This window comes from Streptomyces sp. NPDC001816 (assembly GCF_042892235.1).
Taxonomy (GTDB): Bacteria; Actinomycetota; Actinomycetes; order Streptomycetales; family Streptomycetaceae; genus Streptomyces.
In genome coordinates this window covers 236,830-261,034 of the sequence record NZ_JBIATY010000011.1, presented here as the reverse complement: position 1 = coordinate 261,034, position 24,205 = coordinate 236,830, and the positions used below count along the sequence as shown (strand labels likewise).

Genomic DNA, 24,205 nt, shown 5'->3' with positions numbered 1-24,205 from the left:
GGTAACCATCGTGGTGTCTTGCACTTTTTTTCTGCAAGGTCTTTCGCAAGGCTTACACGGCTGTTACGTTCCAGTCGCCCGGCGGCCGCAACGGCGCAGTCGGCAAGACCGCGGGGACGGCGGACGGGACCCTCCCTGCATCACACGGGCTTTAACCCTCAAGGAGAACTCATGCGGCGTGGCATAGCGGCCTCCGCGCTGGTGGCGTCCCTCGCCCTGGCGGCGACGGCGTGCGGCGGGAGCGACAGCGACAGCAAGTCGGACGGCCCGGTCACCATCACCTGGTGGGACACCTCCAACGCCACGAATGAGGCGCCGACGTACAAGGCCCTGATCAAGCAGTTCGAGGCCGCCAACAAGAACATCAAGGTCAAGTACGTCAACGTCCCCTTCGACCAGGCGCAGAACAAGTTCGACACCGCCGCCGGCTCCAAGGGCGCCCCGGACGTGCTGCGCTCCGAGGTCGGCTGGACCCCGGCCTTCGCGAAGAAGAGCTACCTCCTGCCGCTGGACGGCACGGACGCCCTCGCCGACCAGGCCAAGTTCCAGCCGAACCTGATCAAGCAGGCCCAGTACGAGGGCAAGACCTACGGCGTGCCGTTCGTCACCGACACCCTCGCCCTGGTCTACAACAAGGCTCTGTTCAAGAAGGCCGGCATCACCGAGGCCCCCACGACCTGGGCCGAGCTGAAGAGTGACGCCGCCAAGGTCAAGGCCAAGACCGGCGTCGACGGCTACTGGGGCTCCACCCAGGCCTACTACGCCCAGTCCTTCCTCTACGGCGAGGGCACCGACACCGTCGACGTCACCGCCAAGAAGATCACCGTGAACTCGGCCGCCGCCAAGAAGGCCTACGGCACCTGGCTGAGCCTGTTCTCGGGCAAGGGTCTGCACAAGGCCGACACCACCGCCGACGCCTACGCCCACATCCAGGACGCGTTCGTCAACGGCAAGGTCGCCGCGATCGTCCAGGGTCCCTGGGAGATCACGAACTTCTACAAGGGCAAGGCCTTCACGGACAAGTCCAACCTGGGCATCGCCACCGTCCCGGCCGGCTCCTCCGGCAAGGCGGGCGCCCCGACCGGCGGCCACAACCTCGCGGTCTACGCCGGCTCCGACAAGGCCCACCAGGCCGCGGCGCTCAAGCTCGTGCAGTTCATGACCTCGGCGAAGTCCCAGGAGACCATCGCCCTGAAGAACTCCACGCTGCCCACCCGCTCGGACGCCTACACCGCCCAGGTCAAGGCCGACCCCGGCATCGCCGGCTACCAGGGCGTCCTCGCCGCCGCCCAGCCCCGCCCGGCGCTGCCCGAGTACAGCTCCCTGTGGGGTCCGCTGGACACCGAGCTGCCCAAGATCGCCGGTGGCAAGGAGTCGCTGGACAAGGGTCTGAGCAACGCCGAGCTGGCCATGACCAAGCTGGTGCCCGACTTCAGCAAGTAAGCCCGCTGGCCGCCGGATCCTCCCGAGGGGGGAAGGATCCGGCGGCCATCGGCCTGTGCCCGGCCCAACCCCTGAACCATCAGAAGGTGTCGAACCATGACAGTCGCCATCGACCGCGCGACCGGCAAGCGCCGCGGTGACCGCGCGCCTCGGCCCGGGCTGGGGCAGCGCATCAAGAACGGCTACCAGAAACACTGGTACGCCTACGCGATGATCGCCCCGGTGGTCATCGTGCTCGGTGTCATCGTGGGCTACCCCCTGGTGCGGGGTGTCTACCTGACCCTCACCGACGCCAACAGCCTCAACTCGGCGCGCACGATCGGCGTCAACCACATCGCCGCCACCTACAAGTTCATCGGCCTGGACAACTACAAGGACATCCTGTTCGGCCCGACCTCGTACGACCGCTTCTGGTCGCACTTCCTGTGGACCGTCTTCTGGACGGCGGCCTGTGTGTTCCTGCACTACACGATCGGCCTCGGCCTCGCGCTCATGCTCAACCAGAAGCTGCGCGGCCGCACCTTCTACCGGCTGATGCTGGTCCTGCCCTGGGCCGTGCCGACCTTCGTCACCGTCTTCTCCTGGCGGATCATGCTCGCCGACTCCGGCGTGCTCAACCAGTTCCTCGACGCCCTCCACCTGCCCCAGCCGCAGTGGCTGGAGGACACCTTCTGGCAGCGGTTCGCCGCGATCATGGTCAACACCTGGTGCGGTGTGCCGTTCATGATGCTCTCGCTGCTCGGCGGCCTGCAGTCCATCGACTCCACGCTCTACGAGGCCGCGGAGATGGACGGCGCCAGCGCCTGGCAGCAGTTCCGGCACGTCACCCTGCCCGGCCTGCGCTCGGTCAGCTCCACCGTGGTGCTGCTCGGCATCATCTGGACCTTCAACCAGTTCGCGATCATCTTCCTGCTGTTCGGCCCCACCGGTGCCCCCGACGCCCAGATCCTCGTGACCTGGGCCTACTTCCTGGGCTTCGGACAGCAGCCGCGTGACTTCGCCCAGTCCGCCGCGTACGGCGTACTGCTGCTGTCGATCCTGACCGTCTTCACCTCCTTCTACTTCCGCTGGCTGAAGCGCAATGACCAGCTCGCCGTCTGACGCCGCAGGAGCCGCCGCCATGAGCACCACGACCCTCGAAAAGACCGAGGCCGGACCCGCCCCCACCGCACCGGCCCCGCGCCGGACCCGCCGGCGCGGCGAGCGCAGCCCGCTCGGTGCCGCGCTCCTGCACGGCGGCCTCGTCGTCGCGAGCCTCATCGCACTGGCCCCGGTGGCCTGGCTGTTCTTCCTGTCCCTCGGCCCGGACAAGGACGACTACCTGCACCCCGGCAGGATCGCCGGCAAGCTCACCTTCTCCAACTACAGCTTCGTGCTGGAGCACACCGCCTTCTTCGACTGGTTCAAGTCGACGATGATCGTGGCCTGCGGCACCACCCTGATCGGTGTCTTCGTCGCCGCGACCACCGGCTACGCGGTCTCCCGCATGCGCTTTCCCGGCTACAAGTCGCTGATGTGGGTGCTGCTGCTCACCCAGGCCTTCCCGATCGCCATCCTGATCGTGCCGATGTACGAGATCTTCAGCGAACTCGGGCTCATCGACACCTACTGGTCACTGATCGTCATCAACTGCACCACCGCCGTGCCCTACAGCGCGTGGCTGCTCAAGGGGTACTTCGACACCATCCCCTTCGAGATCGACGAGGCCGGACGCGTGGACGGGCTCAGCCCCTTCGGCACCTTCTTCCGGCTGATCCTGCCGCTGGCCCGCCCCGGGCTGGCCGTCGCCGCCTTCTACAACTTCATCACCGCCGTCGGTGAGGTGGCCTTCGCGACCACCTTCATGCTCGACGACTCGAAGTACACCTTCGCCGTCGGTCTGCAGACCTTCGTCAGCGAGCACGACGCGCAGTGGAACTACATGGCCGCCACCGCGGTACTGATCGCGATACCCGTGTCCGCGTTCTTCTACCTCGTGCAGAAGAACCTCGTCACCGGCCTCACCGCAGGCGGCACGAAGGGCTGAGGCCCTTCCCGCACCGGGCTCCCGCGCGCCTGTCCGCGCGGGTAGGCGGCCGCGGTGTCCATCCGACCCCGCTGACACCGCGGCCGCCTCGCACACCCCCTGGCCCCTGTCGCCGTACCCACGCTCCCATGACCAGAACTCCCTTACGCATCAAGGACGCCATGAGCCAGCAGACCCCTGCAGCCCCGGCCGACGACTCCGCCGTCGCCACCGTCGCCAAACACCGCGACTGGTGGCGGGACGCGGTGATCTACCAGGTCTATCCGCGCAGCTTCGCCGACAGCAACGGCGACGGCATGGGCGACCTGGAAGGCGTACGCTCCCGACTCCCGTACCTGCGCGACCTCGGCGTGGACGCCGTGTGGCTCAGCCCCTTCTACGCCTCCCCGCAGGCCGACGCCGGCTACGACGTCGCCGACTACCGCGCCGTCGACCCCATGTTCGGCAACCTGCTCGACGCCGACGCACTGATCCGTGACGCTCATGAGCTGGGCCTGCGCGTCATCGTCGACCTGGTCCCGAACCACTCCTCGGACCAGCACGAGTGGTTCAAGCGCGCGCTCGCCGAGGGCCCCGGCTCGCCCCTGCGCGAGCGCTACCACTTCCGCCCCGGCAAGGGCGAGAACGGCGAACTCCCCCCGAACGACTGGGAGTCCATCTTCGGTGGCCCCGCCTGGACCCGGGTCGAGGACGGTGAGTGGTACCTCCACCTCTTCGCCCCCGAGCAGCCCGACTTCAACTGGGAGCACCCGGCGGTCGGAGACGAGTTCCGCTCCATCCTGCGCTTCTGGCTGGACATGGGCGTGGACGGCTTCCGTATCGACGTCGCCCACGGACTGGTGAAGGCCGACGGCCTCCCGGACCTGGGTTCCCACGACCAGCTCAAGCTGCTGGGCAACGATGTCATGCCGTTCTTCGACCAGGACGGCGTGCACGCCATCTACCGCCAGTGGCGCGTGGTCCTCGACGAGTACGCGGGCGAGCGGATCTTCGTGGCCGAGGCGTGGACGCCGACCGTCGAGCGCACCGCGAACTACGTCCGCCCGGACGAGCTGCACCAGGCCTTCAACTTCCAGTACCTGGGCACGGAGTGGGACGCGGAGGAACTGCGGACGGTCATCGACCGCACCCTGGAGGCGATGCGCCCGGTCGGCGCCCCCGCCACCTGGGTCCTGTCCAACCACGACGTCACCCGCCACGCGACGCGCTTCGCCAACCCTCCGGGTCTCGGCACCCAGATCCGCACGGCGGGCGACCGTGAGCTGGGCCTGCGTCGGGCCCGCGCGGCGACCCTCCTCATGCTGGCCCTGCCCGGCTCGGCGTACGTCTACCAGGGCGAGGAGCTGGGCCTCCCGGACGTCGTGGACCTGCCCGACGAGGTGCGCCAGGACCCGGCGTTCTTCCGCGGCGCCGGCCAGGACGGCTTCCGCGACGGCTGCCGGGTGCCGATCCCGTGGACCCGCGAGGGCTCCTCGTACGGCTTCGGCGCCGGCGGCAGCTGGCTTCCCCAGCCGTCGGCCTGGGCCGAGCTGAGTGTCGAGGCGCAGTCGGGCGTCCCCGGTTCGACGCTGGAGCTGTACCGCTCGGCGCTGGGCATCCGCCGCGCGCAGCCCGACCTGGGCGCGGGCGAGGCGGTCGAGTGGCTGCGCGCGCCGGAGGGCGTCCTGGCCTTCCGCCGGGGCGAGTTCGTGTGTGTCGCGAACACCTCCGGCGAGTCCGTGACGACCCCGTCCCACGGCCGCGTCCTGCTCGCCAGCGATGAGGTGACCGAGGCCGACGGCGAGACGAAGGTGCCCGCCGACACGACCGTGTGGTGGACGACGGCGTGATCACCGCTCGATAACTTCTTCCGTCAACTTCTTACGGCCCGCTGCCCTTTTGGGTGGCGGGCCTTTAACATCTGGCCACCGCAAGGTTTCTGAAAGATTTCAGCAAGGCCTTCAACGGAGAAGGAACCCCCACATGGCCAGCAGCAGAATCGTTTCGGGTGCCCTCGCCCTCACCGCGGCCGCCGCCGTCCTCGCCCCAGGGACCGCCGCGTACGCCTCCCCGCCCGGCACCAAGGACGTCACCGCCGTCCTCTTCGAGTGGAAGTACTCCTCGGTCGCCCGCGAGTGCACCAACACCCTCGGCCCCGCCGGCTACGGCTACGTCCAGGTCTCCCCGCCCGCCGAGCACATGCAGGGCTCGCAGTGGTGGACGTCGTACCAGCCGGTGTCGTACAAGATCGCGGGCCGTCTCGGCGACCGCACCGCCTTCCAGAGCATGGTGAACACCTGCCACGCGGCCGGTGTGAAGGTCGTCGTCGACACGGTCGTCAACCACATGGCGGCGGGCCCGGGCACCGGCACGGGCGGCTCGTCGTACACGAAGTACGACTACCCCGGCCTGTACTCCTCCTACGACTTCGACGACTGCACCTCCCAGGTCACCAACTACCAGGACCGCTGGAACGTCCAGCACTGCGAACTGGTGGGCCTCGCCGACCTGGACACGGGCGAGGAGTACGTCCGCAAGACGATCGCGGGCTATATGAACGACCTGCTCACGCTGGGGGTCGACGGCTTCCGGATCGACGCCGCCAAGCACATCCCGGCGGACGACCTGGCCAACATCAAGAGCCGTCTGACCAACCCCTCCGTCTACTGGAAGCAGGAGGTCATCTACGGCGCGAACGAGGCCGTCCAGCCGACCGAGTACACCGGCAACGGAGACGTCCAGGAGTTCCGCTACGCCTACGACCTCAAGCGCGTCTTCAACAACGAGAAGCTCGCGTACCTGACCAACTACGGCGAGGGCTGGGGCTACCTGAGCAGCTCCGTGGCAGGCGTCTTCGTAGACAATCACGACACGGAACGCAACGGCTCGACCCTCAACTACAAGGACGGCGCCAACTACACCCTGGCTAACGTCTTCATGCTCGCCCACCCCTACGGCGCCCCGGACATCAACTCCGGCTACGAGTGGTCCGACGTGGACGCGGGCCCGCCGAACGGCGGCACCGTCAACGCCTGCTGGCAGGACGGCTGGAAGTGCCAGCACGCCTGGCCGGAGATCATCCGCATGGTCGCCTTCCGCAACGCGACCCGCGGCCAGGCCGTCTCCAACTGGTGGGACAACGGCAACAACGCGATCGCCTTCGGCCGGGGAAGCAAGGGCTATGTGGCGATCAACCACGAGTCCTCGTCCCTGACCCGCACGTACCAGACCTCGCTGCCCGCGGGCACCTACTGCAACGTCCAGAACAACACGACGGTGGCGGTGAACTCCGCAGGGCAGTTCACCGCCACCTTGGGCTCGAACACGGCGCTCGCGATCTACGCCGGCAAGTCGAGCTGCTGAGCCCGGGGCACTACTTCCAGGTGTCGCCGGTGGTGTAGCCGGACGAACTGCCCGTCATGTACGAGCGGTTCGTCCCGGACTCCCAGGTCACGTTCCCGGAGCCGTCCTTCTTCACGTACTTGTACGCGAAGGACGTGCTCCTGGGGACGATGACCAGCTTGCTCCAGAGGGGACAGAGTTCAACAACCCGTGAGCGTGGGGAAGTTGAGAAGGGGACGCCAAGGTTGACGCTGAAACTTCTTGCTATGGATTTCAAGGGTCTTGCTGTAAACCTTTCGGCAGCGGTACGGTCGCGCGGGGTCGGACCCAAAAGAGCCGTAATCGCAAGGAGTTCCCGCCTGTGATACCGAGATGGCCGGCGCCCCCGACGCGCCGAACCGCCCACGTCAGACGGGTCGCGGCCGTCGCTGTCGCCGCGCTCGCCGCAGCCCTCGTGACGCCGCTCGCGGCCCACGCGGACACCCCGCCCCCGCCCCCGTCGGACGCCAGGCTCGCGGCCCAGCCCGCCCGGCACGACGACACCCGCGAGCAGTTCTACTTCGTCATGCCGGACCGTTTCGCCAACGGCGACAGGTCCAACGACCGGGGCGGGCTGACCGGTTCACGCCTGAGCACCGGCTACGACCCCACCGACAAGGGCTTCTACCAGGGTGGCGACCTCAAGGGCCTGACCAAGCGGCTCGACTACATCAAGGGCCTCGGCACCACCGCCATCTGGATGGCGCCGATCTTCAAGAACCGCCCGGTGCAGGGCACGGGCAGCAACGCCTCGGCCGGCTACCACGGCTACTGGATCACCGACTTCACCCAGGTCGACCCGCACTTCGGGACGAACCAGGACCTCCAGACCCTCATCTCCAAGGCGCACGCCAAGGGCATGAAGGTCTTCTTCGACGTCATCACCAACCACACCGCCGACGTCGTCGACTACAAGGAGAAGTCCTACGACTACCTGTCCAAGGGTGCTTTCCCGTATCTGACCAAGGACGGGCGGCCCTTCGACGACTCCGACTACGCGGACGGCAAGAGGAAGTTCCCGGCCGTCGACGCGGACTCCTTCCCGCGCACGCCGAAGGTCACGAGCAACAGCAAGGTCCCGGCCTGGCTCAACGACCCGACGATGTACCACAACCGGGGCGACTCGACCTTCGCCGGCGAGTCCTCGGCCTACGGCGACTTCTCCGGCCTGGACGACCTGTGGACCGAGCGTCCCGAGGTCGTCAGCGGCATGGAGAAGATCTACCAGCGCTGGGTGAGGGACTTCGGCGTCGACGGCTTCCGGATCGACACCGTGAAGCACGTGAACATGGAGTTCTGGACCCAGTGGGCCACCGCGCTCGACAAGTACGCGGCCGCGCACGGGCGGAAGAACTTCTTCATGTTCGGCGAGGTCTACTCGGCGGACCCGTCCATCACGTCCCCGTACGTCACCCAGGGCCGCCTGGACGCCACCCTCGACTTCCCCTTCCAGGACGCGGCCCGCTCCTACGCCTCCCAGGGCGGCAGCGCACAGCGACTGGCGAGCGTCTTCGGTGACGACTACAAGTACACGACCGACAAGGCCAATGCGTACGAGCAGGTCACCTTCCTCGGCAACCACGACATGGGCCGCATCGGGTACTTCCTGAAGCAGGACAACCCGAAGGCCGGTGACGCCGAGATCCTGCGCAAGGACAGGCTCGCCAACGAGCTGATGTTCCTCAGCCGCGGCAACCCGGTCGTCTACTACGGCGACGAACAGGGCTTCACCGGCTCCGGCGGCGACAAGGACGCCCGCCAGACGATGTTCGCCTCCAAGGTCGCCGACTACCTGGACGACGACGAGATCGGCACCGACCGCACCCACGCGAGCGACGCGTACGACGCGAAGGCGCCGCTCTACAAGGAGATCGCCGCCCTCTCGAAGCTCCGGAGGAACAACCCGGCGCTGACCGACGGTGTCCAGACCGAGCGGTACGCGGCCGACGGGGCCGGCGTCTACGCCTTCACCCGTACGGACGCGAAGACCGGCGCCGAGTACGTCGTCGCGTTCAACAACGCCGACAGCGAGAAGTCCGCGACCTTCTCCACCGGCTCGGCGGACATGGCGTACCAGGGCGTCTACGGGACCTCCGGCACGGTGAAGTCCGACGCCGACCGCAAGCTCGCCGTCACCGTCCCGGCCGGTTCCGCCGTGGTCCTCAAGGCCACCGGTACCCTCGCCGGGCCCGCCGCGAAGCCGACGATCACGCTGAAGGCCCCGGCCGCCGGAGCCACCGGCACCGTGGACGTCAGCGCCGACGTCGACGGCGGTCGGCTCAACCGCGTGGTCTTCGCCGCCCAGGTCGGAGGCGACGCGTGGAAGACGCTCGGCTCCGCCGACCACGCCCCCTACAAGGTCACCCAGGCCATCGGCAAGGACGTACCCGCCGGGACCGCCCTGCGCTACAAGGCGGTCGTGATCGACTCGGCCGGGCACACCGCGAGCACCCTGGCGAGCAGCACCACCGGAACCCCGGCCGCACCCGAGGTCCCCACGGCCTCCTCCCGGGACTACGCGATCGTCCACTACAAGCGCACCGACGGCGACTACGCCAACTGGGGCCTGTACGCCTGGGGCGACCTCGCCGACGGCGAGTCGACCAGCTGGCCGAACAGCCACCCCTTCGTCGGCCGCGACGCCTACGGCGCCTTCGCCTACGTCAAGCTGAAGCCGGGCGCCTCGAACGTCGGCTTCCTGGTCATCGACAAGGACGGCAACAAGGACGTCTCCGCCGACCGGTCCATCGACGTCACCAAGACGGGTGAGGTCTGGGTCGAGCAGGGCAAGGCGGACGTCCTCACCGAGCGGCCCGACCATCCCGCCCAGGACAAGGCCAAGGCGGTCATCCACTACCACCGCGCCGACGGCGCCTACGACGGCTGGGGTCTGCACGTCTGGACGGGCGCCGCGAACCCCACCGACTGGTCGAACCCCCTGAAGCCGGTGAAGACTGATGCCTATGGCGCGGTCTTCGAGGTGCCGCTCACCGAGGGTGCCACCAGCCTCAGCTACATCGTCCACAAGGGCGACGACAAGGATCTCCCCGCCGACCAGTCGCTGGACCTCAAGTCCAACGGCTACGAGGTGTGGCTGTTGAACGGCCAGGAGAAGTACCTGCTGCCGCAGCCCGCGGGCAGCGCGGCCGCCCTCGACCTGACCACGTCCAAGGCGGTCTGGATCGACCGGAACACGGTCGCCTGGAACGGCGTCGACGGCGCCGTCTCCACCCAGCTGCTGTACTCCCACGACGGCTCCATCGCCGTCAAGGACGGGGCGCTGACCGGCGACGACGAGCGCTGGCTGCGGCTGACAAGAGCGACGCTCACCGACGCCCAGAAGGCGAAGTTCCCGCACCTGAAGAACTACACCGCCTGGTCCGTCGACCCGCGTGACCGCGACCGGGTCCGCTCGGCGCTCGGCGGACAGCTCGTGGCCTCGCAGCGTGCGGCGAACGGTGCCGTGCTGGCCGCGACCGGGGTGCAGATCGCCGGCGTGCTGGACGACCTGTACTCCGGCGCGACGAAGAGCAGCCTCGGCCCGGTCTTCCACGACGGGAAGCCGACCCTCTCCGTGTGGGCGCCGACGGCACAGTCGGTCCACCTCGACCTGGCCGGCACGGCCGTGAAGATGCACCGCAACGCCACCACCGGCGTCTGGTCCGTCACCGGCCCCGCGTCCTGGAAGGGCAAGCCCTACCGGTACGTCGTGAAGGTCTGGGCGCCCAGCGTCCGCAGGGTGGTCACCAACAAGGTCACCGACCCGTACTCGGTCGCGCTCACCGCGAACTCCGAGCGCAGCCTGGTCGTCGACCTGAACGACCGGTCCCTCGCCCCGAGCGGCTGGACGGGTCTGCACAAGCCCAGGGCCGTACCGCTGAAGGACGCGCAGATCCAGGAGCTGCACATCCGGGACTACTCGGTCGCCGACAAGACCGTCCCGGCGAAGGACCAGGGCACCTACGTGGCCTTCACCGACAAGGACAGCGACGGCTCGAAGCACCTGCGGCAGCTCGCGAAGTCGGGCACCTCGTACGTGCACCTGCTGCCCGCCTTCGACATCGCCACCATCCCCGAGAAGAAGGCCGACCAGGCGAGGACCGACTGCGACCTGGCCTCCTACGCGGCCGACTCCGACAAGCAGCAGGAGTGCGTGGCGAAGATCGCCGCGAAGGACGCCTACAACTGGGGCTACGACCCGTACCACTACACGGTCCCCGAGGGCTCGTACGCCACCGACCCGGACGGCACCGCCCGTACCGTCCAGTTCCGCAGGATGGTCAAGGCGCTCAACGACGACGGCCTGCGGGTCGTGATGGACGTCGTCTACAACCACACGGCGGCCAGCGGCCAGGCGGACACCTCCGTCCTGGACAAGGTCGTGCCCGGCTACTACCAGCGGCTCCTTGCCGACGGCAGCGTGGCCAACAGCACTTGCTGCTCCAACACCGCGCCCGAGAACGCGATGATGGGCAAGCTGGTCGTGGACTCGATCGTCACCTGGGCCAAGGAGTACAAGGTCGACGGGTTCCGCTTCGACCTCATGGGCCACCACCCGAAGGCCAACATCCTGGCGGTGCGGAAGGCCCTCGACGCGCTGACCCTGGAGAAGGACGGCGTCGACGGCAAGAAGATCATCCTGTACGGCGAGGGATGGAACTTCGGAGAGGTCGCGAACGACGCCCGGTTCGTGCAGGCCACGCAGCAGAACATGGCCGGCACCGGGATCGCCACCTTCTCCGACCGCGCCCGTGACGCCGTGCGCGGCGGCGGCCCCTTCGACTCGGACCCCGGCATCCAGGGCTTCGCCTCCGGGCTCTACACCGACCCCAACGGATCGGCGGCCAACGGCACTTCGGCCGAGCAGAAGGCCCGGCTGCTGCACTACCAGGACCTGATCAAGGTCGGTCTGAGCGGCAACCTGAAGTCCTTCGCCTTCACCGGCACCGACGGCAAGGAGGTCAAGGGCTCCGAGGTCGACTACAACGGCTCGCCCGCCGGATACGCGGACGCACCCGGCGACGCCCTCGCCTACGTGGACGCGCACGACAACGAGTCGCTGTTCGACGCTCTCACCTACAAGCTGCCCAAGGACACCTCGGCGTCCGACCGGGCCCGGATGCAGGTGCTGGCGATGGCCACGGCCGCCCTCTCGCAGGGGCCGTCCCTCTCCCAGGCGGGTACCGACCTGCTGCGCTCGAAGTCGCTGGACCGCAACTCCTTCGACAGCGGCGACTGGTTCAACGCCATCCACTGGAACTGCGCCGACGGCAACGGCTTCGGGCGAGGCCTGCCCATGGCGGCCGACAACCAGTCCAAGTGGACCTACGCCAAGCCGCTGCTCGGCGTGGTGAAGGTGGGCTGCCCGCAGATCACCGGCTCCTCGGCCGCCTACCAGGACCTGCTGAGGATCCGTACGACGGAGAAGGCGTTCTCCCTCGGCACGGCCGCGCAGGTGCAGGACCGGCTGTCCTTCCCGCTGTCCGGCAAGGACGAGACGCCTGGTGTGATCACCATGCAGCTCGGTGACCTGGTCGTGGTCTTCAACGCCACCCCGCAGCAGCAGGACCAGCGGATCGGCGCCCTCGCCGGGACGGCCTACCGGCTGCACCCGGTGCAGGCGGCCGGCAGCGACGAGGTGGTGAAGACCTCCTCCTACGCCGCCGACTCGGGCACGTTCACCGTTCCCGCGCGGACGGTGACGGTCTTCACCCGGGCGGCGAAGTAGGGTCGGCCCCGTCGCCGTAGAACAGGAGTGCTCATGCCGCAGATCACCGTCGACTACTCGAACACGATGGAGGCCGCCTTCGACCGCGCCGGCTTCGCGCGGGCGCTGCACGAGGCGACCGTGGAGATCGCGGCGGCCAAGCCGGAGGCCTGCAAGACGCAGTTCCGGCCGAGCGCACTCACGGCGTACGGGTACGAGGACCCGGCGGAGCACGGGCACGCCATCGTGCACGTGACCATCGGGCTCCTCGCCGGCCGCAGCGACGAGACGAAGGCGAGGCTCACGGAGGCGGTGCTGGAGCTGCTCCGGGGGCATGTGGCGGACAAGCGCTTCGCCCTGCACGCCTCCGCCGAGATCCGCGACCTGGATCCGTCGTACCGGAAGTTCGACCGGTAGCGGTCCTCGCCCCTCAGGGCGCCAGGGACATCAGCCGGCCGACGAGCTCCGCGAAGGGCCCGTCGGCCGGCTCGTCCTTGACCATGGTGTGCAGCAGGGCGGCCATGTCCGCGTCGTGGGCGGCGCTCACCGCCACCAGCGCGGCGAAGTCGTGCACGAGCTGCAGCTCCAGCTCGGTGCGCGGGATGCGGCGGCCGTCCAGCCAGATCAGCGCCGTCGACTCGGCGAGCGAGATCCAGGAGCGGACGACCAGCTCCATGCGCGCGGATGCCTCGGTGACGCCCAGATGCGCGAGGATCTGCTCGTAGGCGGCCTGCCGTACGGAGTCGATGAGGGCGTTGGTCGTCGAGGAGCCGACAGCCGGGCCGCCGCGCATCAGGGCCGAGAAGCCGGGCCCGTGCTCGTCGACGAAGTCGAAGAAGCGGCGCATCACGCGCAGCAGCCTGGCCCCGAGCGAGCCCTCGTGCGGCTCCGCGAAGCGGGCCGCCAGATCCTCCGAGGCCCGCTTCAACGCGGCTTCGTACAGGCTGAGTTTGCCGGGGAAGTAGTGGTAGACGAGCGGGCGCGAGATACCCGCCGCCGACGCTATCTCGTCGATCGAGACCTCGTCGGGCGAACGGCGGCTGAACAGGTCGAGTGCGACACCGATCAGCTGCTGCCGCCGCTCCTCGACGCCCATCCTGCGGCGAACCCCGGTACTCATGTGCACACCTTACCGACCGGATTCGGTCGTCAGTGATCACATGTCGAGCACCAAGCGATCGCTCCGGGCCCGCGATACGCAGATCAGCATCGAGTCGGCACGCTCCGCATCGGTCAGCAGCTCGTCCCGGTGGCCCACCTCGCCCTCCAGCACCCGCTGTTGGCAGGTCCCGCAGAAACCCTGCTCGCAGGAGTAGGCGGTGTCCGGCAGTTCACGGCGTACGGTGGCCAGCACGGTGGAGTTGGCGGGCACCGTCAACGTCCGCCCGCTGCGGCGCAGTTCGACCTCGAACGCGTGGTTGCCGTCGGCCGAGGTGCGCGGCGCGAACCGCTCCAGGCGGACCTGCGGGAAGCGCTCCTCGACGGCTGCCATGAGCCCCTCAGGCCCGCAGCAGTAGACGAGGGCTCCCTCCGGCACCTGCAGTGCGTCGAGATCGGGCAGCCCCTCCACCACGGTCACGCGGTCCCGGCCCAGCTTCTCCAGCTCCTCCAGGAACGGCATCGACGCCCGCGTCCGGCCGGCGTACAGCAGCCGGAAGTCCGTGCCTTCGGGAAGCGCCCGCAGCATCGGCAGCAGTGGGGTGATCCCGATCCCGCCGGCGACGAAGACGTACGACGGCGCCCCGACCAGCGGGAAGCGGTTTCGCGGCCCCCGCACCTCCAGCTCCGTCCCCTCCGTGACCTGCTCGTGCACCTCACGCGAGCCACCCCGCCCGTCCTCGACGAGCCGGATCGCGACGGTGTACGACGAGGTGTCCTCCGGGTCGCCGCACAGCGAGTACTGCCGCACGAGCCCCGACGGCAGAACGACGTCGAGATGCGCACCGGGCTCCCAGTGAGGCAACTGCGAGCCCTCAAGCCGGAGTTGCACGACCCCGTCGGCCACCTTCTCGTGCGAGGTCACCAGCAGCCTCAGCGCCCGTGAGCGAGGCCGGCCCGAGGTCGGTTCCTCCAGCGCGGGCAGCGGCCACAGCGGCGAGGCCTGGACGCGGCGGCGCAGGGCCCGCCGGGTCAGCAGGGCGGCGCCCGCGACGAGCGCGACGGTGCGCAGCTTCGGCATCACGACCCCGTCTTCTCGGCCGCTAGCGCGGCGGGGGAGGAGGCCAGGTAGGCGACCGCCTGGGCGGTGGAGCCCTCCTGGGAGGGGTGGTAGGCGTGGCTCAGGTAGCGCGGGATGGACCTGAGCATGGCACCGGTCGTGGGCAGGGTGCCCCGGCGGCCGCTCAGATAGAACTCCTTGAACGAGGCCTTGCCGTCCACCAGAGTGGGGTCGTTCTCCATGAAGAAGCGGACCCCGCGCTGCCACAGGAACACCAGCGCGCTGAAGGCCGTCGCCCAGGTGCGCACCCGGCGCCGGTAGCTGCCGTCGACATGCAGGAACAGGTCGAAGGCGACGGAGCGGTGCTCGACCTCCTCGGCGCCGTGCCAGCGCAGCAGGTCCAGCATGGTCGGGTCGGCGCCGCGCCGGTCCAGCTCGGCGGCGTTGAGCACCCAGTCGCCGAGGAAGGCGGTGTAGTGCTCGATGGCCGCGATCAGCGCGACCCGCTCCAGCAGCCACCAGCGGCGCGCCCGGCCCGGGGGCAGCGTGCGGTCGCCGAGCAGCTTCTCGAAGAACCAGTCGACCTGCGCGGTGTACGGCGTCGGGTCGAGCCCCTGCTCCCTCAGATGCGGCAGGACCTCGTCATGGGCCTGGGAGTGCATCGCCTCCTGCCCGATGAAGCCGACGACGTCCTCGCGGAGCCGGTCGTCCCGGATGAGCGGCAGCACCTGCTTGTACACATGCACGAACCACCGCTCACCGGCGGGCAGCAGCAGGTGCAGCACGTTGATCGTGTGCGTGGTGAACGGGTCGCCGGGCACCCAGTGCAGCGGTGTGTCCTCCCAGGAGAAGGACACGTTGCGGGCCTTGAGCGGTATGCGCTCGGACTCCACCGGCCGGGCCTGCGTGTTAGACATGATGTCAATGTACTGACGGGTAGGTCATCTGAGAACCCCCGTGCAGCACCTTGTTGACGCGAGTGTCAGCTAGCGCGGTCCGCTAGTGCAGCCCGCTGACCGGGCTGCCGTCCGTCAGGATGCCCTTCAGCTGCGCCTGCGCCCCCTGCTCGGCCCGCGCCACCAGCAGCGGTCCCGGGCCGGACGCGGTGACCCCGCCCGTCGCCCGGATCGACGCGGTGTCCTGGCCGCCCGCGGCCAGCAGGTACCAGTTCCCGGCGCGCGACTTCCACAGCACCCCGGCCAGGACGTGCGGGTCGCGCGGACCGCAGGCCCGTACGTCCGTGCCCTTGGCCACGACCGCGCCGACCGGCCTGCCCGGCGTCCGGAACTGGGCCAGTGCGGCCGTACCGTCGCCGCGCCAGGTCTCGGCCCTGGTGCACACCCACTCGGCCGCCCCGCTCCCGTCGGGCAGCGGCTGGTTCGCGAACGCCCAGGCGTTGACGCTGCGCACCCCCGCGGAGCGTTCCGCGGTCAGCGAGCAGGCGAACGGCGCCCACGCACGCAGCCCTTCCGCGCCGGACGCCTCACCGGTGGCACCCGGGCGTCCGGCGGTGAGATGGGCCGGGACCAGCTCGCCGAGGTCCGCGGCGAGTCGCGTGCCGGAGGCGTCGGTCAGCTGGAGCACGTTCCACGAGGTGCAGCTGCCGGGCTGCAGGGCGGAGCTGGCCATCGGTGTGGTGACGCCGTCGGTGACGGTGAGGGGTGCCGCGGCCGCGTCCGGCTTCGTCAGGTCACGCTCGGCGGCCTTCTTCACCCAGGGGGCGGTCAGGTAGCGGACGTTGCCGTCGGAGCGGCCGAGCACCAGCGCGCTCGCCTCGGCGCCGGTCGCGCCGTCGACGCGGGCGAAGTCGAGGGCGGCGCCGGCGGTGCCGTCCATGGGCTCGGCGTAGCGGGCGACGCGCAGGCCGTCGTAGAAGACCGCCACGCGCGCGTTGTCCACCTCGCCCGCGTACAGCAGCTGGGGCGGGCCGGCCGGAGCGCCGGTCTGGGTGCCGGGGGTGGCCGAGACACGGACCGTCTCTCCGGGCCGGGCCCAGACGGCGAGGGCGCGGCGCAGCAGGGCCTTGTCGCCGGTGAGCGGGCCGCGTGCGGGCCACACGGAGAAGTCGTCGCGGGCCGCCGACTCCCACGCCGTCGGGGCGACGCGGGTGAGCTTGCCGGGGTCCAGGGCCGCCTCGGCCGCCGGGTTCTCCGCGTAGACGGGCGCGGCGGCGCCGTCGGGACCCCAGCCGCCGCCCGGCATGGCCACCAGCGCCCCGCACACCGCGAGCGCGGCCGCCGCGGCGAGCGCGGCCTTGGTGTGCTGGCGGCGGCGCATCAGGTCGGTGGGCCGGGCCTGCAGACAGCAGGGGTCGAACTCGGGGGAGGTGAGCAGCGCGTCCTGCGCGGGCACCCCGTTGGCCTCCGCCAGCGCGGACTCGGGGTGGTCGACCCCGGCGGACTTCAGGATCCTGCGGATGTCCGCGTCGGGCAGCTTCTCCAGGCCGCGCAGCACGTACGCGGCGCGGGCCGGGCCGGACAGGGTGGACAGCCGCTGGTCCAGGGCCAGCTCGTCGGCGCCGCCGGAGCGCGGGAACAGGCGCAGCCCCCACACCTGCGGGAGCAGCGGCGGCAGCTGGGAGAGCCGCGGCCGGCCCTTGCGGGGGCGGGCCGCCTCCAGCGCCGCACGCAGCACCCGGAGCCGCAGGAAGGCGTACCCGGGGTCGCCCTCCCGGCCCGTGGACTGGGCCGGGATCACGGACGTCTGCTTGCGGCCCCGGGGCAGGGCGCGCTGGACCAGGGCGTGGGCCGTCAGCACCCGGCGGCTGCGGCCGAGGGCCGGCGGCAGTACCAGATGGGTGAGCCGGACCAGCCGTGGGTAGTGCTCGACGAGCGCGGCCTCGGCCTGTTCGACGTCGACGACCGGGCCGGTGGCCCCGGCGGAGGAAGCTGCGTGACGCTGGGCTACATCCTGTGACTGCACGTCCGGAAGAACGAGCGAGCCATTGATCGGTCACCGCCAAGCGGTTGACTCACTCTTCCGGTTCGACCAGCAAGCGCGCGTAGTTGGCCATCGACCGCTGGTAGCGGGGCAGATGAGGGGCCAGGGCGCCGAGCACGAGGGAGAGGCCCTCGCGATCACGGCCCAGGCTGGACAGGCACAGGGCGAGACAGGCCCGTACGGCGTCGTCCAACTCGTCCGAGGGCGCGTCCAGTTCGGGGGTGAGCAGCTTGACGCCCTCCTCGGCCTGCCCGATGTTCCGCAGGGAGGACGACAGCTGGATCTTGGCCCGGCGTCCCTTGTAGCCGCTCAGCCCGCCCGCCAGCGCCTCCCGGTACAGCGGCGCCGCCTTGTCCGAGTGCCCGGTCGAGTCCCAGGCGCAGGCCTGCTCGAACAGGGCCGGCGGACTGCCGTCGGGCAGCTCGGCGACGAGCTTGTCGATCACGGCACGGAACTCGGCCGCCCGCTCCTCGGGGTACTCGTCGAAGGTCGCCCAGGCGGCGGTCACGCGGTCTTCCCAGTCTTGGTTCACCGGGTCACCCTCGCACACCCGTGCCCACCCCGGCACCGGATTTGAGCGCACCGCGGCCCGGAGCCGTATCCGAAGGAGCTGGGGCATGCTTGGCCCACCAGGACCGGAGGAACGGATGAGGTTGACGCGACTGATGATCGGCGCCGCTGCGGCACTGACCCTGGCGGGCTGTGGGTCGAGCGGCGACTCGAAGGCGGTGCCGGCCACCGCCACGGGCAGCCTGGAGAGCCTGGCCGCCGAGGTGAAGTGCAAACCGAACATGCAGACCGACGCCGACGAGATCCGCCAGGCCATCTGCAAGAACACCGACGGGCAGTTCATCCTCGCCACCTTCGCCACCGACCGCGGCCAGCGCGAGTGGATCAACGATGCGAAGGACTACGGCGGTTTCTACCTCGTCGGCCGCAAGTGGGTCGCCGTCGGCGACGACGGGGTCGTCAAGGCGCTGCGCGGCACGCTCGGCGGCGACGTCGAGGTGGGCGCGAACCACCACGCGCACAGCGGCTGACCTGTTCGGGTCACAAGAAGGACGGCGCACAGGAAAAACGCAGCACAAGAAAAGCGGGCGGTGGGAGATTCCCACCGCCCGCTTTCCCAGGGGGTTCTCACTACGTGGCCACTACGTGGTCCCTACGCGCATCGCTGACCGTTGTTGATGCAGTTCGCGATCTTGTTCGCCAGGCCGTTGGTCGTGACGCTGATGAAGTCGTCGTGGTCGGTGGCCGGCTTGTGGAGCTGCTCCGGGAAGCCGTCCACCGCGTAGGCGTTCTTCACCTGGCCGTTCTGGATGGTCGGCGGGGTGATGTCGTACACCAGGCGCATCTTCAGCTGCGGGATCGCCTTGAAGCCGTTCCCGCAGACACCGCTCGCCGGGTCGGCGAAGGCCACGTGCGTGCGGTGGTTGGCGCTGTCGATGTTCTGGCCGTCCCAGCAGCTCTGGAAGGCGAACGTACGCACCACCTTGCTGCCCTGCGGGCAGATCGGGTACTGCGACGTCAGCTGCACCTTGTTCTCGAAGCCGGTGCAGCTCCAGTGCGCGTTGGCGTTGGCCAGACCGTTGGTGGTGGTCTTGGCGTCACCGGTGATGATCCGCAGGAACTGCGGCATCGCGACGACCTTGCTGGCCGGGCTGCCGACGTACTTGATCTGTGCCGAGACCGGCGTCAGGATCTTGCCGACGTTGCCTTCCTTGCCACCGCCGTCCTTGTTCTGGTCGAAGTCCTGCGTGCCGTCCTGGACGCGGACCACCGGCCAGTAGTACGACGACAGGTCGCTCTTGTTCTGGCAGCTGGTGCCGCCCTGCAGGAACGTCTGGTTGCTGGAGAACGCGTTGACCTTCTGGTTGCCGACGTAGTCGTGCAGGTGGTGCGCGCCGTTGGCCACGCCGGGCGCCACGATCACGTTGTCGGTGTTGTGGTTCTTGTTCGCGTTCACACCGCAGCGCGTGGTGAACGAACCGGTCGAGGCGTTGCCGGTCCTGGCCGGCTTGCCCTGGACGTTCGGCGCGACCTTCGTGATGTCCACGAAGTCGGCCGCGACCGGACCGTTGCCGGCCTGCCCGCCGACGTTCTGCTGCTGACCGCCGGCCTGCTGCTGACCACCGGTCTGCTGCTGCCCGCCGGTCTGCTGCTGGCCACCGGTGTTCTGCGTCTGGCCGCCGTTCTGCTGCTGACCACCGGCGGTGGTCTGGTTGGCGGTCTGCGTCGTACAGGCGGCGAGCTGCTTGAGCGAGTTGTCGAAGGAACCGCCGACCCGCTGGATGTCGATCCTGATCCGGTCGATCGTCGCGGCCCGCTTCTCCTTGAGGGGGCCGACGATCGCGTTCTGCACGAAGCTCGGATCGTTCGTCTGCGACTGCCGGGTGGAGGCGAGGCGGGAGTAGGCCTCCGTGATCTGCTTGTCGAGGTTCGACAGCTCCATCGCCACGCCCTGGCGGGCCTGGTTCGGCACGTTCGTCAGCTTCTGGCCGACGTCCGGGCAGGAGATCGTCGCGACCTGCGCCGTCGCGGCCTTGGTCTGGTTGCCTCCCCACGACTGGTTGCTCGACTCGTGCGCCGAGGCGTAGAAGTTCGCCCAGATCAGCCCGCCCCCACCGAGCGCTAGGGCCGCCGATGCGGCTATGGCCTTGGTGGCCAGCGGCGTACGGCGTTTTCGTGTGTTGCGTCCCATGGAACTCCTCTGACTTCCTTGCGGGGCAGCATCGAGGCGCCCGACAGGAGTGAAGCGGCGTCCATCCATACGGACGCCGCTTCGGAGGTGTTCAGCCGTCTCACAAATTAGTCAGAGGATTACCCCGCACTCGGGGCTCAAATGCCCCCTGAGCAGCGGAAGTTGAATTTCGGCTCAGTGGTCGTGGTCGAGGTAGGCGAGCACGGCCAGAACGCGGCGATTGTCGTCGTCCGACACCTCAAGACCCAGTTTGCCGAAGATGTTGGAGGTGTGCTTGGCGATGGCCCGTTCCGTCACCACCAGTTGGGCCGCGATCGCCGCGTTCGACCGGCCCTGCGCCATCAGCTCCAGCACCTCCCGCTCCCGCGGGGTGAGGTTGCCGAGCGGCCGGTCGTCGGCCGCCCGCCGGGACAGCAGCTGCTGGATCACCTGCGGGTCCATCGCCGTACCGCCCGCGGCCACCCGTCGTACGGCGTCCACGAACTGGTCGGCGTCGAAGACCCGGTCCTTGAGCAGATAGCCCACCCCGCCGCTGCCGTCGGCGAGCAGCTCCCGCGCGTACAGCTGCTCCACGTGCTGGGACAGGACCAGCACCGGCAGCCCGGGCCGTTCCTGCCGGGCCCGCAGCGCGCACTGCAGCCCCTCGTCGGTGTGCGTGGGCGGCAGGCGTACGTCGACCACGGCGACGTCCGGCTGCAACTCGGCCAGAGCCCGGGTGAGTTCGGGCCCGGACTCGACGGCCGCCGCGATCTCGAAGCCGTAGGCCTCCAGCAGCCGGACCAGTCCGTCGCGCAGCAGGAAGAGGTCTTCGGCTAGGACAACACGCACGGGATCTCCATGGTCACCAGGGTGGGACCGCCCGCGGGGCTGCTGACGGCCAGGACGCCGTCGAATGTACCGAGTCGCCGCTCGACTCCGGCGAGCCCCGAGCCCGCCCCGATCACGGCACCGCCCCTGCCGTTGTCGGTGACCGTGATCCGCAGCGTGTCGCCGGCATGGTGCAGGTCCACCCAGAGCCGGTCGGCGCCGGAGTGCTTGACGGCGTTGGTGAGCACCTCGCTGACCGCGAAGTAGGCGGCCGACTCGACGGGCGCGTCCGTGCGGCCGGACAGCTCCACGCTCACCTCGCTCGGCAGGGGCAGCCGCAGCGCCAACGCCCGTACGGCGTCCCCGAGTCCGCGCTCGGCCAGCACCGGCGGGTGGATGCCGCGGACCAGGTCGCGCAGTTCCTCCAGGGCCTCGGCCGAGTTCCGGCGGGCCTGGGAGAGGAGCTTCTTCGCCTGGGCCGGGTCCCTGTCCAGCAGCATCTCGATGGTGCCGAGGTCCATGCCCATCGCGACCAGCCGGGCCTGCGCCCCGTCGTGCAGGTCCCGCTCGATGCGGCGCAGCTCGGCGGCGGAGGTGTCCACGGCGTCCCGCCGGGTCTCGGTCAACACCCGGACCCGTTCCGCGAGTTCGCCCTGCTGGGCGTCGAGGACGGCCCGGGTGAGCTTGAAGTGGACCTTCAGCAGACGCGGGGTGAGGCGGTAGGCGGCGACCAGGAGGACCACGGCGGTGGCGGCGGCGCCGAGCGCGGACGGCTGGTCGGTGACCGGCACGAAGCCGTACCAGTAGGTCTGCCCGTCCGCGAGCACCCGCCACAGACCGGCCGCCACCGCGAACCCCTCGAAGGGGTAGAAGAGCAGCACGGCCGGCAGCAGCGCTGTCACAAAGCCGGCCGTCATGTCCACCGGCAGCCACAGCACGTCCCGCCGGACCTGCGGGTCGCGCAGCATGGTGAAGGTGCGCGTCCATGGGTTGGCGCCCGCGGGGACCGGCCGGTAGGCCGACCGGATCCGCACCCCGCACCACTCGGCCGCGAGTTCCCGGCGCTTGTCCGCGAGAGCCCGCACCGCGGTCAGGATCGCCGGCGTTGTGACGATGCCGACGCCGAGCGGGATGAGCGCGACGGAGACGAGGGTCAGGACGAGGAGCAGCACCGAGAAGGGGAGCACGGCCACGGCCAGCGTGAGTCCCTGTACGGCGGCCAGCACTACCTCTCGGGTCCGCGCACGGGCACGGCCACTCTTCAGTTCGGTGTTCATGTCACAAGTCTCGCCGACCCGTCGGCCCCGGTCACTGGGCCGAAGACCCATGTCAGGGGGTGGTGCCAGCTACACCGTTCCTAGAGACTGAGTGGGAGTGAGTCCTGGTGCCAGGACTGTTGCTCAGCCGCGTGCTCCGAACGGTGTTGGGCACGCTGGTCGCCCGCTTTCGCTCCGCGTCCGGGCGGCACGCATCTGGTGCGTGGTCCGGCAATGCAGGGGCGGGGTCCCTCACGTCCCGGGGCACCTGGTCCGGCCTGGGCGGTCCGATGCCCGTAACGATCACTCTGGTCGTTGCGGGGCGGTGTCGTCCGTCGCCGGATCGGGTGCCCGAGGGCGCGTCGTCCGATCGCCACGGCTGCCGCGTCGTGGCGAGATATCTTGCGAGTTGTGCTGGTGAGGGGCTGTTGCCAGTGCTGGGCGCCCCATCGGGAGGTGTAGGCGGAGGCGACCGCGACGATCGCAACACCCTGTTCGGCGGCCATCGTTGTGAGCCGGGCCTTCAGCCTGGCGGTGGGGAAGCGGGAGATCAGGTGGCGGAAGCGTTTGTTGCGGCCGTACCTCTCTCGTGTCCTGCCGTCGGTGAAATCGAGGTCCTCGATTGCGATCGCCGCGGCCCCGCAGCGGCGGGTGTGGTGCAGCAGTCGGGTCAGGGCGTGGCGGATCTGGGCGTCTCGGTGCTGGGTGCTGCCGGACAGGTCGTAGAAGAAGCGCCGCGGCTCGCCGACCGGGTTGCCGTGCACGTCCAACTGCCAGGCGGCGAGGTGGTCGTCGTTCATGTCGACCGCGACCACGCCCCGGGCCAGGGCCGCCTCCAGCGGCAGCACAGGAACAGGAGTGCGCTGCCAGGACGCGGTCACATACCAGCGGCCACGCAGGACGTCGTGGTGGATGCGGTAGGCCGCCGCCCGGTTGGTGGTGATCCGGTCCGCCCACTCCTCGCCGCGGTGCCTGAACACGGCGGTCGCCTCCAGCTCGTACCGGCCGTGCGGTGCGTTGGCCAGATGGGCCAGCGCGGACGGGAGTTTGATCGCGACCTGTCCGGCGTCGCTGATGCGGATGGTCTCGTTGCCCAATCGTTTGCCGGACTCGCCGTCGGCGGCCAGGAACATCCGCGCCGACCGCCACCGCTCCCGCCACACCTGCTCATCCATCCCCGCCTCGTCGAGGTGGTGGCGCAGGCGGGCGAGACGTTTGCCGCCGCGCACCACGTGCACCCGGCCTGCCGCCCAGTCCGCCTCCAGCCCTGTCAGCCGGTCTTTGAGTACGTGCATGCGGCGGGACTTGGCATGCCACTCCGCCCGCGAGCCGTACCCGCGTGGCAGTCCGGCCCGCTTGTCCGCCTTGGCGTTCAGAGGGCGGGCGAGGCGGGCCTCGATCCGCGTGATCTGCCCGCGCAGCCATCCCATCTCGGCCCCCTGGCCACGCCGCGCCAGCGCCCACTGGTCGTGCGTGGCCTTGGTGATACTGCCCGCCCACCGTGCCGAAGAGACCCCGGACAGCTCCCGCTTCCGCGCCGCCCACGAGGCGGCATCGTGAGAAAGTCCCTGCCGGGAGCGCACCGCGAGGTCGCTGGCGGCCAACGCACCGAGAAATGCCCCTACCGCTCGCAGTACCGCCGCATCCGTCTCCGACACCCGCAGCCGGGCCCGGATAGCCACCCCGGCGGGGCCGGGCGCCACGAACGGATCCGCCAACTTCCGCAGCCCGCCCACCCCTCACCCCCACCGGCGTCGAAGATCCCGTCACGGCATCCAACGAGCCCCACCCGAGAAGGTCACCCATT

18 protein-coding genes are annotated in these 24,205 nt (G+C 69.6%); 8 read left to right on the top strand and 10 right to left on the bottom strand.

Translation table 11 applies throughout. From position 1 onward, the window contains the following. Positions 1 to 171 precede the first annotated feature (171 nt). The 5 genes from ACFYZZ_RS33500 to ACFYZZ_RS33480 all read left to right on the top strand — a co-directional run bounded on the left by ACFYZZ_RS33500 (position 172) and on the right by ACFYZZ_RS33480 (position 6,811). Positions 172 to 1,443, top strand: coding sequence for an extracellular solute-binding protein (locus ACFYZZ_RS33500; protein WP_389184062.1), 1,272 nt, complete (start codon positions 172 to 174; stop codon positions 1,441 to 1,443). Positions 1,444 to 1,539: 96 nt separating this feature from the next. Next, complete coding sequence (locus tag ACFYZZ_RS33495; RefSeq protein ID WP_389184059.1) at positions 1,540 to 2,544, top strand: carbohydrate ABC transporter permease; 1,005 nt, start codon at positions 1,540 to 1,542, stop codon at positions 2,542 to 2,544. Between the two features lie 19 nt (positions 2,545 to 2,563). Next, positions 2,564 to 3,469, top strand: coding sequence for a sugar ABC transporter permease (locus ACFYZZ_RS33490; RefSeq protein WP_389184057.1), 906 nt, complete (start codon positions 2,564 to 2,566; stop codon positions 3,467 to 3,469). 161 nt (positions 3,470 to 3,630) lie between these two features. Then, positions 3,631 to 5,298, top strand: coding sequence for a glycoside hydrolase family 13 protein (locus ACFYZZ_RS33485; RefSeq protein ID WP_389184278.1), 1,668 nt, complete (start codon positions 3,631 to 3,633; stop codon positions 5,296 to 5,298). A gap of 133 nt (positions 5,299 to 5,431) precedes the next feature. Then, positions 5,432 to 6,811 carry an alpha-amylase family protein gene (locus tag ACFYZZ_RS33480; protein WP_389184055.1) on the top strand — a complete coding sequence of 460 codons (1,380 nt, stop codon included), beginning with the start codon at positions 5,432 to 5,434 and terminating at the stop codon, positions 6,809 to 6,811. Between the two features lie 10 nt (positions 6,812 to 6,821). On the opposite strand, the gene ACFYZZ_RS33475 is transcribed toward ACFYZZ_RS33480, so the two are convergent. Then, a complete protein-coding gene (locus tag ACFYZZ_RS33475; RefSeq protein WP_389184053.1) occupies positions 6,822 to 7,196 on the bottom strand; it encodes a carbohydrate-binding module family 20 domain-containing protein in 375 nt (124 codons plus the stop codon). On the opposite strand from ACFYZZ_RS33475, the gene pulA reads away from it, so the two are divergent. Further along, positions 7,152 to 12,557 carry a pullulanase-type alpha-1,6-glucosidase gene (pulA, locus tag ACFYZZ_RS33470; protein WP_389184050.1) on the top strand — a complete coding sequence of 1,802 codons (5,406 nt, stop codon included), beginning with the start codon at positions 7,152 to 7,154 and terminating at the stop codon, positions 12,555 to 12,557. The two genes, ACFYZZ_RS33475 and pulA, sit on opposite strands and share 45 nt — an antisense overlap. A 33-nt stretch (positions 12,558 to 12,590) precedes the next feature. Then, on the top strand, positions 12,591 to 12,953 hold the full coding sequence (locus tag ACFYZZ_RS33465) for a 5-carboxymethyl-2-hydroxymuconate Delta-isomerase (RefSeq protein ID WP_386574430.1): 363 nt from the start codon (positions 12,591 to 12,593) through the stop codon (positions 12,951 to 12,953). A 13-nt stretch (positions 12,954 to 12,966) separates the two neighbouring features. Here ACFYZZ_RS33465 and ACFYZZ_RS33460 read toward each other — a convergent pair whose 3' ends face one another. The 5 genes from ACFYZZ_RS33460 to ACFYZZ_RS33440 form a co-directional block, all read right to left on the bottom strand. Beyond that, the gene (locus ACFYZZ_RS33460) at positions 12,967 to 13,656 is read right to left on the bottom strand and encodes a TetR/AcrR family transcriptional regulator (RefSeq protein ID WP_389184047.1); all 690 of its coding nucleotides are present in this window, start codon (positions 13,654 to 13,656) and stop codon (positions 12,967 to 12,969) included. Between the two features lie 36 nt (positions 13,657 to 13,692). Beyond that, positions 13,693 to 14,715, bottom strand: coding sequence for a PDR/VanB family oxidoreductase (locus ACFYZZ_RS33455; protein ID WP_389184044.1), 1,023 nt, complete (start codon positions 14,713 to 14,715; stop codon positions 13,693 to 13,695). Further along, positions 14,715 to 15,611, bottom strand: a complete 897-nt coding sequence (locus ACFYZZ_RS33450) for a metal-dependent hydrolase (protein ID WP_389184041.1) — start codon at positions 15,609 to 15,611, stop codon at positions 14,715 to 14,717. Before ACFYZZ_RS33450 ends, ACFYZZ_RS33455 begins: the two co-directional genes overlap by 1 nt. An 82-nt stretch (positions 15,612 to 15,693) precedes the next feature. Next, a complete protein-coding gene (locus ACFYZZ_RS33445; RefSeq protein WP_389184038.1) occupies positions 15,694 to 17,616 on the bottom strand; it encodes a hypothetical protein in 1,923 nt (640 codons plus the stop codon). A 49-nt stretch (positions 17,617 to 17,665) separates the two neighbouring features. Further along, complete coding sequence (locus ACFYZZ_RS33440; RefSeq protein ID WP_389184276.1) at positions 17,666 to 18,184, bottom strand: tetratricopeptide repeat protein; 519 nt, start codon at positions 18,182 to 18,184, stop codon at positions 17,666 to 17,668. Positions 18,185 to 18,281: 97 nt separating this feature from the next. Between ACFYZZ_RS33440 and ACFYZZ_RS33435 the strand changes: the two genes are divergently transcribed. Next, entirely contained in the window at positions 18,282 to 18,674 is a 393-nt protein-coding gene (locus ACFYZZ_RS33435) for a hypothetical protein (protein ID WP_389184036.1), read from the top strand. Between the two features lie 122 nt (positions 18,675 to 18,796). Here the strand turns inward: ACFYZZ_RS33435 and ACFYZZ_RS33430 are convergent, their stop codons facing one another. The 4 genes from ACFYZZ_RS33430 to ACFYZZ_RS33415 form a co-directional block, all read right to left on the bottom strand. Next, complete coding sequence (locus ACFYZZ_RS33430; protein WP_389184033.1) at positions 18,797 to 20,335, bottom strand: DUF1996 domain-containing protein; 1,539 nt, start codon at positions 20,333 to 20,335, stop codon at positions 18,797 to 18,799. 174 nt (positions 20,336 to 20,509) lie between these two features. Next, positions 20,510 to 21,163 carry a LuxR C-terminal-related transcriptional regulator gene (locus tag ACFYZZ_RS33425; protein ID WP_389184030.1) on the bottom strand — a complete coding sequence of 218 codons (654 nt, stop codon included), beginning with the start codon at positions 21,161 to 21,163 and terminating at the stop codon, positions 20,510 to 20,512. Beyond that, the gene (locus ACFYZZ_RS33420) at positions 21,148 to 22,419 is read right to left on the bottom strand and encodes a sensor histidine kinase (RefSeq protein ID WP_389184027.1); all 1,272 of its coding nucleotides are present in this window, start codon (positions 22,417 to 22,419) and stop codon (positions 21,148 to 21,150) included. Before ACFYZZ_RS33420 ends, ACFYZZ_RS33425 begins: the two co-directional genes overlap by 16 nt. Before the next feature lie 80 nt (positions 22,420 to 22,499). Further along, on the bottom strand, positions 22,500 to 24,101 hold the full coding sequence (locus ACFYZZ_RS33415) for an IS200/IS605 family accessory protein TnpB-related protein (protein WP_389184024.1): 1,602 nt from the start codon (positions 24,099 to 24,101) through the stop codon (positions 22,500 to 22,502). Positions 24,102 to 24,205 lie beyond the last annotated feature (104 nt).